The sequence below is a fragment of the Haloplanus sp. GCM10025708 genome (assembly GCF_042663985.1).
In the GTDB taxonomy this organism is placed as follows: Archaea; Halobacteriota; Halobacteria; order Halobacteriales; family Haloferacaceae; genus Salinirarus; species Salinirarus marinus.
Genome location: NZ_JBHSZA010000011.1, coordinates 2,734,326 through 2,747,021, shown reverse-complemented (window position 1 = coordinate 2,747,021; position 12,696 = coordinate 2,734,326). Strand labels below are relative to the sequence as shown.

Sequence of the window (12,696 nt, the reverse complement as noted above, 5' to 3'; positions counted from 1 at the left end):
CGGAGTCTGCGAGACGCAAGTGTTTAGACTGCCGCCCCAGTATCGCTCTCCATGGCGAACTGTCCACTCGCCGACGACTGCCCGAGCTTCTCCGAGCGCATCTCGGGGATGGGCTGCCAGCACTACGGAGACCGCGGCGGTGCCGAGTGGTGTAACCACTACGACATGCCCATCTCCGATCTGAAACAACAGCCGGTCAAACCGGGCGAGGAAGTCGTCGTCGACGTGACCGACATCCACGAGAGCGGTGCGGGCGTCGGCCGTACCGAAGACGGCTTCATCGTGATGGTCGACGGCATCCTCCCCCGCCCGTGCCCTGGTCCGCATCGATCGAGTGAAGTCGAACCACGCCCGTTCGAAGGAGATCGTCGAACGCCTGCCGATGGAGGAAGACGAAGCGGAGACCGACGACTCCGAGGCCGAATCCGAATCCGAAAGCGAGTCGACGCCGACCCGTCCGGACCGCCTCGGCAGCCGAGAGAACTTCTGGGGCAAGTGACCGCCGCGCCGACGTGGACAGTTCCCCGAGAGCCTGCAGCGGTTCGTTTCTCGACTATTCGACGAGTTCGATAGCGTCGTCGCCGTTCGGCACCGCGCAGATGAACGCACCGGCGTCGTCGCCGTCGTTTCGATACCAGTGGACCGCCCCCGAGGGAATCAGCAGCGAATCGCCGGCCGCGACGGTGTACTCCTCGTCGTCGATGCCGACGACGTACTCCCCTCGAGGACGTACTGTTCGTGTTCGACTTCGTTCGTGTGGCTGGGCACTTCCGCCCCCGGTTCCAGCACGAACCGGCGGATGGCGAAGTGGGGCGCGCCGTCTTCCTCGTCGATGAGAACGCCCTTTCGCATCCCCGTGGCGGCGTCGACCGTCTCGTACTCGACGTCGTCTGCGCGACGTACGACCGGCGTCGGTGACTGCTCACTCATAGATTGTCCCACGGCGGCCCGTACCTAAGCGTTGGCGATGCGCGTCACGCCCGTCTTTAAGAAGCCCCCGTCCATAGGGAAACTATGCGCGGCATCCGAATCGGGAGTCTGTTCGGGATTCCGATCAAACTCGACCTGACGTTCCTCATCGTCTTGCCGTTGTTCGCGTGGCTCATCGGGTCCGACGTGGCGAACCTCGTCGTCGTCCTCAACGACGTGTTCGGCGCGTCGCTCCCCGTCGAGACGCTCACTGCTGACTCGACGCCCTGGCTGTTGGGCGCTGCCGCCGCGATCGGCCTCTTTCTCTGTGTCCTCTTTCACGAGTTCGGCCACTCGCTGGTGGCGATGCACTACGGCTACGAGATCGACTCCATCACGCTCTGGCTGTTCGGCGGCGTCGCCCGCTTCACGGAGATGCCCGAGGACTGGCGGCAGGAACTCCTCATCGCCGTGGTGGGGCCCGTCGTCAGCGTCGCTCTCGGCGTCGTTTCCTACGTCGCCTTCCGTCTCACTCCCGTCGAATTCGCCACCGTCGACTTCGTCTTTGGCTACCTCGCCATCACCAACGTCGCACTCGCCGTCTTCAACATGCTCCCCGGATTTCCGATGGACGGCGGGCGGGTGTTACGCGCGATTCTCGCCCGCAATCGGTCCCACGCGCGAGCGACCCAGATCGCCGCCGAAGTCGGCAAGGGCTTTGCCTTCATGCTCGGCATCTTCGGGCTCTTTGCCAACCTGTTTCTGGTCGCGCTCGCGTTTTTCATCTACATCGGGGCCTCCAGCGAGGCCCAGCAGACCGTGTTGAAAGCGGCGCTCCAGGGCGTCACCGTGCGCGACGTGATGACGCCCGCGGACGAACTCAAAACCGTCTCCGAGGACACCTCCGTCGCCGACCTGATCGAACGGATGTTCCGCGAACGCCACACCGGCTACCCTGTGATGCGGGGCGACGACCTCGTGGGAATGGTCACCCTCGACGACGCGCGCGAGGTCCGGGAAGTCGAACGCGACGCCTACACCGTCGGCGACGTGATGTCCCGCGACGTAGCCGACATCTCCCCCGACGCCGACGCGATGGAGGCCATCTCGACGATGCAGCAACACGGCGTCGGTCGACTCCCGGTCGTCGACGACGGCACTCTCGTGGGCCTCATCTCTCGGACCGACGTCGTGACGGCGTTCAACGTCCTCCAGTCGCGCAGTGAGAGCGGGTTCGGCACGTCCGCCGACTCCTCGCTGCCCGACGTCCGGTGACGGAGCGGCGATAGAGCGTTACTCTCCCCTCGGCCGTCGTCGGTCTCGGTCGGCATCAGGTCTTCGGGGTCGCGGTCGTACTTCGGCTTCTCGAGGTACGTTCGAATCCGGTCGATATCCTCCGGCGTGAGTCCGCTATCTCCCATTCAGTACCCCCGTCGCGAGACGGGCAGTTCGGACAGTCGGTCACTCGCCCCTCGTTGTCCCCGAACACGCGAGAGTACTCGCTCGTTACGAACAGGCCGCAGTTTCCACAGGTCGGCATCTGTGGTGATTGGTACCACGGCACACTCTTTGAAGTTATCCCTTCGATGACGAACGCTCTTTTATATAGATTCGCTCTCCCGGACCATAATATCTGTATCGAACCCGATAACGGTTATTCTATCATTTTCCAACATTTTCTTGTGGTAGAACGTTCGAATGTGGGGTTCGAGAGCGCCGTGGCGTAGACGGCGCGGCCGGGGGCGAGAGTTTACCGTCGCTCCGTTCCCGGGCGGACGTGAAAGCAACTCCTCCGAGCGACGTGCTCGCACCGCTCCGAATCCATCAGGGAATCTCGTACCGTTCGGAAGAGACGGACTCGTTTTCGACGGTCAGTATCCACGCCACGCGATCGGTCGGGTTCTTGTTCGTACTCATTCTCTCAGCGGCTCCCACGTACATCACCGTCGTGCCCCGCCAATCCCCCGACTCGCGTCGTGGTGATGGCCCGAGATCACGAGGTCGAACTGGCTCCCGGATCGTCGCAGGACCCGACCGAGATCGACGCTCCTCGGGCCGCGACCGGAAAGCTGTTCGAGCGTCTGGTGCACGACGAGGACGTTGACGGGCTCGCTGACCGAATCGGGAAACGCGAGAGCGCTCCACGGGAGGCGTCCCTCCGCGTGGTGGTCGATCCCGAACACGCGAGTCGACGCGCCGACGGCGACGCCCTCGGTGTCGAGGTGGAACACCGTCTCGCCTCTCTCCGACAGGACCTCGTCTCCCGGCGTCGCCGTATGGTTACCACGAACGTAATAGAAGGGGATTTCGGCGTCTGTCAGGGGATCGAAGACGTTCACGTCGACGAACGCCGCCTGCACTGGTGTGGCCGTGTCGTGGAAGATGTCACCGACGTGAACGACTGCGTCGACTCCCTGTTCGATGCCGTAGTCGACTGCTGTAGCGAACGCTCCGATCGGGTCGATCTTCTCCCCGGTTCGGGGGTGTTCCGTGCGACCGACGTGCGTGTCTCCGATCACCAGCAGTTTCGTGCACTGCTCAGCCGGGCCGAGCGGTTCGATTCGCGTTTTCTTGCTCGGAGCGAGTTCGAGGGCGTATCCACCGCCCCCGTCTGCACTCGACACCGAGAGATACGGTAGCGGTGTCGTTCTTTCCAGTCGGTCGGATTCTCGGCTCCTTCGTAGTCGACGAGTCGGAGAGGAGTACCGGCGGTATCGACGAGCGCGACTTCGGCCCGACGGGATTTCTCAGGGTTCCAATCGACGTTCGTGACCTCGACGGCCATCGGCCCCGGGAGCCAGCGTCCCGGCGAGAGGTCATCAACTGTAACCAACGAGCGTCACCACTCTCCCCCGATTCGTGTTCTCTGTAAGACCGTATCGATTCACCGACGGCACGGTGAGGAGCGGTCGCTGTCCACGAACCTTCGATTCTTGTCCCCGGACTCACGGAATTTGGACGGTCCGCACCGTAGCTGTAGACTCCCGTGAAATCGGCGTTCAGGATTTCTGCGTGCCTCTCACTCCGATTCGAGCGTTTCCGCCCACAGCATACCTTTCTCGAAGCCGAAGAATACAGCGAGGAACACGACGACGAACACGAACCACTCGCGCACATCGAACTGTCCGGTGAAAGCTAATGCGCTGAATATATACGACGTCGACGCTCCGACAAAACCTGCTACGTAGAGCCTCCTTCGGGCTTCTGTAATCCAGTATAGATTGCGAGAACGATAGTCGTTCTGCCGACGGACGCAACGCTCTGCCCCAGCGCTGACTGGCACGGCCCACTGCGCCATTCGGCGTCAGTGGACCGCCTTCGTTTCGCTGGTCGTTGCCCCATCGTTGTCCGTGACCACGAGGGTCACTTCCGTCCCCGCCGGAACGTTCGCCCCCGAAATCGTCTCGCCGGTGTAGTCTACTCCGCCCTCACTACCGACGTACCACTCGTACCTGACGATAGTGCCATCCGGGTCGCGCGACGAAGACCCGTCCAGGCCAACGTTGGAAGACCTGCCCCTGCGGGAAGCCGCGAAGTCCGCTGTCGGGGGCTGATTCGACGGAGTCGGCGTCGCTGTTGCAGTCGGCGTTGCGGTCGGAGTCGGCGTTGCAGTCGGAGTCGGCGTTACAGTTGGCGTCAGGGTCGGCGCAGGGGTAGGTGTCGCCGTTTGTGTGATCCATTCGATCCCCGGCCATCTGGTGAGGACGGTTTCCCTACTGGGGGTCTGCCAGATCACGTAGAGGGTTTCGTCGGTCGCGTTCGGTACGCGACATACCGTTCCCGGATTCACCTCCGAAATCGTGGTTCGACACGCTCGCCCATCTGTTCCGGCATAATTCCCCAGCGTCCCACGAGACCCTGACGCGATGTACAATCGGTCGCCGTCGATCGAATCCCCACCTGTGTGGGTGATCGCTACTGTCGTTCCCTCCGTACTTAACGAAAACATCACTAACGGTTCGTCTCGTTCCATCTCGCTAACAGAACCGAGAACGTACGCCCCGACGACAGACGTCAGAATCACGGCCAGAGCGATCAGCAGAATCACGCCGATAATGGACGTTACTCCACGCCGTGATTCGGCCAGAGACATACCGTACGTCTCTCTTCCCAGCGGTTTCAGTTTCCATCCAAATGACGGGGCGTTCGAGCTATCGAAACCCCGTAGATTATCGGGCGGATGCCCGAGTCGCTGTCCGTCTCCCTGTTGCTGACGGTGATTCGATTCTCGCCTTCCGGCTTTTCCACTCCTCCCCGCGGTCGTCGTGAAAAAGTCCGGGTGCGAGAATCGAACCCGCGTCTCAGCCTCCACAAGGCTGAAGGATGACCACTACCCTAACCCGGACACAGTTTCGGATACTTCGCTGTGACCTAAGTACGTTACGACTCCGTGTGCTTCCCCCTCGTCGCTCGCGTCCGGGAGTCTTTTTACCGAACGTCGCCTACCACGACACAGTGGCCATCACCGACAAGATCTACCTCAAAAACCACCGCCAGATCGTCTCCCAGCTGGACGTGAACATCCCGAAAGGGGCGTTCAAGGGAGCGACGATGGAGGTGCTTTACTCGGGCGAGGGGCTCACGAACGTCGACGACGCGACCCGTGAGCGACTGCTCGATTTCGCGCAGGACTTCCTCGACTGCGACGATCCCGACGACATCTACACGGGCTACCCGGAGCGGCAGTTCGTCCGCTATCTGCTGGACCTTCGGGCACAGGGGCTCGGCCCCGACGCCATCGTCGACGTGATGTCCGACGACTACATGGTCTACGCCTACCCGGGCGACGTCCTCTCGTTTCTGGACCAGTCGATCCGCCGTCTCGAAGCGGTCGAGTCGCTCGCGGCGGTCGAAGGGAGCGACGAGATGGAGCGGCGGGCCCGCGAGGCGCGACAGGCGCTTTCGGGCAGCCGAGTCGGAAGGACGGTTCGTCGGGCTCGCTACCGTCGAGGTCCTCGAGTTGGATGACTTCTTCGTCGCCCTCCTCGAGTTTCTCCCGGAGGTGGTTCACGTAACGTTTGTGCTCGTCGAGTTGCTCGCGGAGATGTTCCGCCTCCAGTTCGAGGCGTTCGTGCTCGCGGATGAAACTCTTGGGCACTTCCACTTTCGGGGGAAACTGTTGCCCTCCCCGCCCATGTTCTCCAGCTCGTGTTCGGGGACGACCCGGACCTGACCGTCGTGGGCAACGAGCATGTCCACGTAGTCGCGAAAGACCGCCGAGAGCGAGATGTCACGCTCTTCGGCGATCTCCCGCAGGGTCTCGAACGCGTCTTCGTTGACGCGAAACGAGATCGTCTTGTTTTTGTTGCCCATGGTACCCACAGCTGACGGTCCGCTCCTACTTAACGGTTTGTCAGACGCTCGTGGGACGGGGCGTCAGGCCTCGGCTTCGAGTTCGTCCGTCTCGTCGAGGCTCTGGAGCGCCGACACGGCCGCCTCGCGGTACGACGCCACGTCGAGGTCGTACTGCTCGTCGACCATGCGGGCGTACTCGTTGGCCTCGTCGTCGAACGCCTCGATGCGTTCGAGCGTCCGGGTCGCCGTCTCGATCACCCACCGATCGCGAGTCGCGGCGTCGACGGTGGTGATGGACTCGGGGCGGACCGAGACGTTCACGCCCCCGTCGTCCGTCTCGTAGGTCCGGGGTTTGCCGACGATGGCCACGTACGCCGGCGGCTCGAGGTCACGCAGCGCCGAGGCGGCCTCGGGCTGGTACTGCCCGGCGTAGACGAAGAACGTCCCCGTCGGATCGACGATGCGCCCGCGCCAGTACTCGTTGTCCTCGCCGACGTCCTCCTTCTCGGTGAGCGTCCCGACGAGGAAGACGCGGTTCGCGCGCTCGCCCGTCGGCAGGAGCAGGTAGACCGGTGCGCGTTCGTCGTCCGATTCCTTGAACGTGTAGCTCGCGTCGTTGAACTCGCGTGCGAACACGCGGCGAGCGACCTCTCGGGAGGGAACTGCTTGGCTCATTTAAATCGACCTCGCTTTGATGAGGGCGGCCTCGGCGTCGACCGGCCCGTCCTGTCGTTCGAACTCGTCGACCAGTACGTAGCGGCCGAGTTGCGGACCCGACACCCGGTAGTAGCGACCGAGCGTGTCGGCGCGCATCTCCTCGGCGACGACGGTGGTGTCGAGGGCGTCCATCGCCATATCCTTGGCCTCCTCCAAGGCCAGGCCGGTGAGTTCCTCGGTCGACTCCCGGTCGAAGATGACTTCGTGGACGTCCTGGCCGTCATCGAGGACGCCCTTGATGCGCAGGTCGAACTCGCCGTCGACCTCGCCGTGTTCGGAACACCGGCCGTTCTGGAGGACGCGCGTACAGCCCTCTTCGGGACAGCGCTTGATGAGGCCGCTCCCGCTCTGGATGTCGACGAGTGCGCCTTCGACTTCGACGCTGTCGTCCCCGACTTCGACGTCCTCGTCGAGTTCGGTGATGGTCGTCGTTCGGTTGAGTTTCACGGAGAAGTTCCCCTCGTACTCGTCGGTGACGACGTTTTTCAGTTCGTACACCGCGCCCTCGTCGAGGTCGGGCAGATCCGACGTCTCGAAGGCGACGAACTTCGTTCGACCGGACTCGTCGCCCAGCAGTCCCACCTGCGCGATGGCCTCGTTTCGGGGCTCCCAGAGTTCGACGACCTTCGCCGTCACGTCGATCCACTGCTCGTCCTCGTCGATGTCCGCGAGGGCCACGGCCCGACTCTCGCCGCCGCCGAGTTCTTCGCGTTCGAGGTCGGCCTCGTCGAGGTAGCTGTTGACGACGCTCCGCCGCGCCTCCTCGACGGGGACGCGGTACTCGTTGACGAGGTTGTCGAGTCGCGACTCGACTTCCTCGACGTCGAGGTCGAGATGGTCCGAAAACTGCTCTACGATCTCCGCTGCGTGGGTTCGCAGTTCTGACATTGGTCTCACTCGCCTCCGGCTTGATTTCGTCGGGAGGCGTACGACGGTTGGTTCGCGATGCTATAAAAGGTTCCGCGAGCGCGGTGGAAGTGAACGGTCGTCGCGGCGACGGGCCTTTGGGCCGTCGGACGCAACGCCGAGTATGGTCGACTTCGAACGGTTCGTCCAGCGGACGGCCCGGTCCGCCGGCCGGCGGTTCGCCGAACTGCGGCGGACCTACCACGAGGGCCGCGACTCCGCCCCCGCCGTCGCGGACCTGCCCACCGACGAGGAGGGTCGCGCCCGCATCGTCTGCCGTCGCCACGCCGAACGCCGGGCGGTCGAGGTGGACGACGCCGGCCGGCCGTCCTGTTTCGACCCCGACCACCCCGACTGTCGGGGCTGTGTCGAGGACATCCGCGAGGGCGTCGTCGAGACGTGGTGACTTAACCCTCGCCGCCCGAGAGGACGACTATGGACCGACCGCTCGTCGCCGTCGTCCTCGCCGGAGGCGTCGGGACGCGTCTCTACCCGGCGAGTCGGAGCCACCGCCCGAAGCAGTTTCTCGCCCTGGACGGGGAGGAGTCGCTCCTCGCCCGGTCCGTCTCCCGCGTCACCCCCTCGCCGACGACGTCGTGGTCGTCACGCGCCCGGACTTCGCGGACGCCGTCCACGACCACGCGCCAGAGGCCCGCGTCCTCGTCGAACCCGACGGCAAGGACACCGGCCCGGCGCTGACCTACGCGACCCACCGCGTCGCCGGGGAGTACGGGGACGAAACCACCGATCCCGTCGTCCTCGCTCTCCCGAGCGACCACCACGTCGGCGACGACTTCCCCGCGGTCGCCCGGCGCGGCGCGCGCGTCGCCGCCGACACCGAGTCGCTCGTCACCTTCGGCGTCTCGCCGTCGCGTCCCGAGACGGGCTACGGCTACATCGAACCCGGCCGGGATCGCGGATCGTATCGCGACCTCGCGGCGTTCCACGAGAAACCCGACGAAGAGACGGCCGTCCGCTACGTCGACGCGGGCTATCTCTGGAACGCCGGCATCTTCGCGTGGACGCCCGACGCCTTCCTCTCGGCCGCTCGCGACTCCCCCTCGCGCCCCTCGTCGACGCCCTCGACGACGGCGATCCGGACGTCGGATTCGACGCCGTCGACCCGGTGAGCGTCGACTACGCGGTCATGGAGCGAACGGAGAACGCCGTCGTCGTCCCGGTCGACGTCGAGTGGGACGACCTCGGGTCGTGGGACGCCCTGGCGCGCGTCCTGCCGACTGACGGCGACGGCAACGCCGTCCTCGGCGACGCACACCTCCTCGACGCCGAGGACTGCGTCGTCGCCAGCGACGACAAACGCGTCTCCGTCGTCGGCGTCTCGGACCTCGCCGTCGTCGCGTGGGACGACCGGGTGCTCGTCGTTCCGAAATCCGAGGCACAACGCGTCCGCGAGGCGGTCGCCGACCTGGAGCGCCGGGGGAGTTTTAGCCCTCCGACGCCCCGTTCAGGCGCGGGCCGAGCGACGAACGCGAACGGTGCCGTCGCTGGTCACGCCGACGAGAATCGACTCCCTGACCTCTCGCCCCTGTACCGCGTCGCCCGCCTCGTCGCTGACGAGTTTCATCAGGTCCGGCGCGGTGTGGTTGACTTTCACTCCCGTCGCGTCGCAGGCGTCGTAGACCATCTTCGGCACGTCGTAGAGGTCGGTCTCGGCGTCGACTTCGACGCGGACCGGCGCGGTCAGCGCCTCCGCGAACGCCACGGTTTCGTAGGCCTTCTCGACGTTCGCCCGGGCGCTCGCTTCGATGCTGGAGACGTTCGCGCGCGAGGTCCCGAGCAGGTCGGCGATGGTCGATTGTCGGACGTCCCGTTCGCGGAGGACCAGCACCTCCGCCTGCCGGCGCGTCAGGACGCTCTGTTCGGGGTCGAACCCCGCTCGCTCGAGCAGCGCGTCCACGTCCGGGGCGTCGTCCATGCACATCCGTACGAGCGTCTCCGCAAAAAAGGCACTACTCCGGAGACGAATCGCTGAAATACCTCGTCCACGTAGCGACAGTCGTGTCACAACAGGTCGGACGGGTCGACACCCTGTTCCTCCACGAGACGAACGGCGACTACCTCGCCGTCGTCCGGCGCGACGGCGACCGCGTCTTTCGGGCGAAACTCGAACTGAAGGAGACGAACGCCGGCCCTCGCCCCGCGAAGTTCCGCATCAAGCGCGGATCGAGCGAGGAGCCGCGCTCGCCGGATCAGTTCGTCGAACTCGCCCGCCGAGCGTCGCGTATCCGCATCTCCCAGCAGACGTCGTCCGAGGGCCGCGAGGAGCTGGCGTCGATGCTCGACGCCTACCAGCTGGAGGCGCTGACCGTCCGGACCTGCCGCTACTGCGCCAACGAGGGGCGGTACTCTCCGATCACCGAGGACACCGCCATCGAGACGTCCAACGAGTACATCTGTCCCGACTGCGCCAAACGCGAACTCGAACACGAACTCTCCTTCGCCGGCGACCTCACCGGTGCCGCACAGGGCCGCCTCGAAGATCTCCTGATGGAGGTACAGGACCTCGACCGCATCGTCAACCTCCTCTCCGGTGGCCTCGACCCCGACCTGACGAAGTTCGACGAAGTGAGCGCCACCGTCGACGACGTCGATCCCGTTCCCACCGACGAACTCGACTTGCATCCCGACCTCGAGTCGCTCACCGAGGAGCGGTTCGAGACGCTCCTGCCGGTCCAGAGCCTCTCGGTCCGAAACGGCCTCCTCGACGGCCGCGACCAGCTCGTCGTCTCCGCGACGGCGACCGGCAAGACGCTCGTGGGCGAGCTCGCCGGCATCGACCGGGCGCTGAAAGGCGAGGGGAAACTCCTCTTTCTCGTCCCGCTCGTCGCCCTCGCGAACCAGAAACACGAGGACTTCGAACAGCGCTACGGCCACCTCGTCGACGTGACCATCCGCGTCGGCGCGAGTCGCGTCACCGACGGCGGGTCGCGCTTCGACCCCTCGGCGGACGTCGTCGTCGGCACTTACGAGGGCGTCGATCACGCCCTCCGGACCGGCAAGGACTTGGGCGACGTCGGCACCGTCGTCATCGACGAGGTCCACACCCTCAAAGAGGAGGAACGCGGCCACCGTCTCGACGGGATGATCTCCCGACTCAAACACTACTGCGAGGACCGCGCGGGCCGGGGCGGCTACGAGGGCGCACAGTGGATCTACCTCTCGGCGACGGTCGGCAACCCCGAGTGGCTGGCCAAACAGCTCGGCGCGACGCTCATCGAGTTCGAGGAGCGCCCCGTCCCCATCGAACGCCACGTCACCTTCGCCGACGGCCGCGAGAAGATGCGCATCGAGAACCGCCTCGTCAGACGGGAGTTCGACCGCAAGTCCCCGCAGGGCTACCGCGGCCAGACCATCATCTTCACCAACTCCCGGCGGCGCTGTCACGAGATCAGCCGGAAACTGGAGTATTCGTCGGCTCCCTACCACGCCGGCCTCGACTACAAGCGTCGTAAGCAGGTCGAACGCCGGTTCGGCGATCAGGACCTCGCCGCCGTCGTCACCACGGCCGCCCTCGCCGCCGGCGTCGACTTCCCGGCCTCGCAGGTCGTCTTCGACTCGCTGGCGATGGGCATCGAGTGGCTCTCGGTCCAGGAGTTCGAGCAGATGCTCGGCCGCGCGGGGCGGCCGGACTACCACGACCGGGGCGTGGTCTATCTCCTCGTCGAACCCGACTGCACCTACCACAACACGATGGAGATGACCGAAGACGAGGTGGCATTCAAACTCCTCAAAGGGGAGATGGAGGACGTCGCCACCGTCTACGACGAGGCCGCCGCCGTCGAGGAGACGCTGGCGAACGTCACCGTCGCCGGGCGCGGGGCCAAACGTCTCAACGACCGGATGCTCGGCGACGTGCCGACGAAACACGCCGTCGGCAAACTGCTGGAGTGGGAGTTCGTCGACGGCTTCTCGCCGACGCCGCTCGGTCGCGCCGTCACCACTCACTTCCTTTCGCCCGACGACGCGTTCACGATGCTCGACTGCATCCGCAAGGGGATGGACCCCTACGACGTCGTCGCCGAACTCGAACTGAAAGACGAGCAGCGATAGCCGACGATCGCCCGCCGCGTCGGCCGACGTTGCACGAACGGAAACCCATTTGCGCGCCCCTCCCGAAGTGAGCGTATGAGCCTCTCAGAGCCCCCTCCGAGACGCTGGCCGACGTGCTCATCGTCGACTACGGTCTCGGCAACCTCCGGAGCGCGAGGCGCGGCCTCGAACGCGCCGGCGCGGCCGTCACCGTCACCGACGACCCGGACGACTTCGCCGCCGCCGACGGCATCGTCCTCCCCGGCGTCGGGGCGTTCCGCGAGGGCATGGAGAACGCCGGCCCCTACCGCGACGCCCTCGCCGACGCCGTCGACCGCGGCCAGCCGGTCTTCGGCATCTGCCTCGGGATGCAGATGCTGCTCACGACGAGCGAGGAAGCCGACCACGCCGGCGAGGGCGAGGTCGAGGGTCTCGACTTCATCCCCGGCCGCAACGTCCGGTTCGACGAGGGACGGAAGGTGCCCCACATGGGCTGGAACGAACTGTCGGTAAAGCGCGACCACCCTCGTCGAGGGCGTGGACGGCGACGCGTCGTCGACGCACCGAGCGGACGGCACCGCCCCGCGGGGCGGTTCCGTCGACGGCGAGTACGCCTACTTCGTCCACTCCTACTACGCCAGACCGGACGCCGAGAGCGCCGTCGTCGCCACCACCGACTACGGCGTCGAGTTCCCCGCCGTCGTCGCCAACGACGCGGGGAACGTCTTCGGGACGCAGTTCCACCCCGAGAAGAGCGGCGAGACGGGACTGCGCATCCTTCGCAATTTCGTCGAGTTCTGCGCCGAGGGGTAATCCCGA

Annotated in this window: 11 protein-coding genes, 1 tRNA gene and 5 pseudogenes; 7 read left to right on the top strand and 10 right to left on the bottom strand. The window is 65.3% G+C overall.

The window, feature by feature from the left end:
* Window positions 1-51: 51 nt before the first annotated feature.
* Window positions 52-499, top strand: a pseudogene (locus tag ACFQJD_RS18480) (TRAM domain-containing protein).
* A 54-nt stretch (window positions 500-553) separates the two neighbouring features.
* Here the strand turns inward: ACFQJD_RS18480 and ACFQJD_RS18475 are convergent.
* Together ACFQJD_RS18475 and ACFQJD_RS18470 are read right to left on the bottom strand one after the other, a co-directional pair.
* Window positions 554-724: pseudogene (locus ACFQJD_RS18475) on the bottom strand (cupin domain-containing protein); the annotation flags it as partial.
* Entirely contained in the window at window positions 658-930 is a 273-nt protein-coding gene (locus ACFQJD_RS18470) for a hypothetical protein (RefSeq protein ID WP_379800199.1), read from the bottom strand. The pseudogene ACFQJD_RS18475 and the gene ACFQJD_RS18470, both read right to left, overlap by 67 nt.
* Before the next feature lie 84 nt (window positions 931-1,014).
* On the opposite strand from ACFQJD_RS18470, the gene ACFQJD_RS18465 reads away from it, so the two are divergent.
* A complete protein-coding gene (locus ACFQJD_RS18465; protein WP_379800197.1) occupies window positions 1,015-2,184 on the top strand; it encodes a CBS domain-containing protein in 1,170 nt (389 codons plus the stop codon).
* 665 nt (window positions 2,185-2,849) lie between these two features.
* Here ACFQJD_RS18465 and ACFQJD_RS18460 read toward each other — a convergent pair.
* The 4 genes from ACFQJD_RS18460 to ACFQJD_RS18445 all read right to left on the bottom strand — a co-directional run bounded on the left by ACFQJD_RS18460 (window position 2,850) and on the right by ACFQJD_RS18445 (window position 5,254).
* Window positions 2,850-3,533: a metallophosphoesterase gene (locus ACFQJD_RS18460; protein WP_379800195.1), complete on the bottom strand. Its 684-nt coding sequence runs from the start codon at window positions 3,531-3,533 to the stop codon at window positions 2,850-2,852.
* A 395-nt stretch (window positions 3,534-3,928) separates the two neighbouring features.
* The gene (locus tag ACFQJD_RS18455; protein ID WP_379800193.1) at window positions 3,929-4,207 is read right to left on the bottom strand and encodes a hypothetical protein; all 279 of its coding nucleotides are present in this window, start codon (window positions 4,205-4,207) and stop codon (window positions 3,929-3,931) included.
* A 6-nt stretch (window positions 4,208-4,213) separates the two neighbouring features.
* Window positions 4,214-5,002, bottom strand: a complete 789-nt coding sequence (locus tag ACFQJD_RS18450; protein ID WP_379800192.1) for a type IV pilin — start codon at window positions 5,000-5,002, stop codon at window positions 4,214-4,216.
* A gap of 180 nt (window positions 5,003-5,182) precedes the next feature.
* Window positions 5,183-5,254 (bottom strand) — tRNA-His (locus ACFQJD_RS18445).
* Between the two features lie 110 nt (window positions 5,255-5,364).
* On the opposite strand from ACFQJD_RS18445, the gene ACFQJD_RS18440 reads away from it, so the two are divergent.
* Window positions 5,365-5,877, top strand: a complete 513-nt coding sequence (locus ACFQJD_RS18440; RefSeq protein WP_379800190.1) for a DUF5814 domain-containing protein — start codon at window positions 5,365-5,367, stop codon at window positions 5,875-5,877.
* Here the strand turns inward: ACFQJD_RS18440 and ACFQJD_RS18435 are convergent.
* The 3 genes and pseudogenes from ACFQJD_RS18435 to ACFQJD_RS18425 all read right to left on the bottom strand — a co-directional run.
* Window positions 5,819-6,222, bottom strand: a pseudogene (locus ACFQJD_RS18435) (ribbon-helix-helix protein, CopG family); the annotation flags it as partial. The gene ACFQJD_RS18440 and the pseudogene ACFQJD_RS18435 sit on opposite strands and share 59 nt — an antisense overlap.
* 63 nt (window positions 6,223-6,285) lie before the next feature.
* Window positions 6,286-6,879, bottom strand: a complete 594-nt coding sequence (locus ACFQJD_RS18430) for an RPA family protein (RefSeq protein WP_379800188.1) — start codon at window positions 6,877-6,879, stop codon at window positions 6,286-6,288.
* Entirely contained in the window at window positions 6,880-7,809 is a 930-nt protein-coding gene (locus tag ACFQJD_RS18425) for a replication factor A (protein WP_379800186.1), read from the bottom strand.
* Window positions 7,810-7,951: 142 nt separating this feature from the next.
* Between ACFQJD_RS18425 and ACFQJD_RS18420 the strand changes: the two genes are divergently transcribed.
* Window positions 7,952-8,233, top strand: coding sequence for a DUF7091 family protein (locus tag ACFQJD_RS18420; RefSeq protein ID WP_379800184.1), 282 nt, complete (start codon window positions 7,952-7,954; stop codon window positions 8,231-8,233).
* Between the two features lie 29 nt (window positions 8,234-8,262).
* Window positions 8,263-9,274: pseudogene (locus ACFQJD_RS18415) on the top strand (mannose-1-phosphate guanylyltransferase); the annotation flags it as partial.
* Between the two features lie 18 nt (window positions 9,275-9,292).
* Here ACFQJD_RS18415 and ACFQJD_RS18410 read toward each other — a convergent pair.
* Entirely contained in the window at window positions 9,293-9,763 is a 471-nt protein-coding gene (locus ACFQJD_RS18410) for a Tfx family DNA-binding protein (RefSeq protein ID WP_379800586.1), read from the bottom strand.
* 83 nt (window positions 9,764-9,846) lie between these two features.
* Between ACFQJD_RS18410 and ACFQJD_RS18405 the strand changes: the two genes are divergently transcribed.
* Both ACFQJD_RS18405 and hisH read left to right on the top strand, forming a co-directional pair.
* A complete protein-coding gene (locus tag ACFQJD_RS18405; protein ID WP_379800182.1) occupies window positions 9,847-11,898 on the top strand; it encodes a DEAD/DEAH box helicase in 2,052 nt (683 codons plus the stop codon).
* A 104-nt stretch (window positions 11,899-12,002) separates the two neighbouring features.
* A pseudogene (hisH, locus tag ACFQJD_RS18400) lies at window positions 12,003-12,690 on the top strand (imidazole glycerol phosphate synthase subunit HisH).
* The last annotated feature ends 6 nt before the right edge of the window (window positions 12,691-12,696 follow it).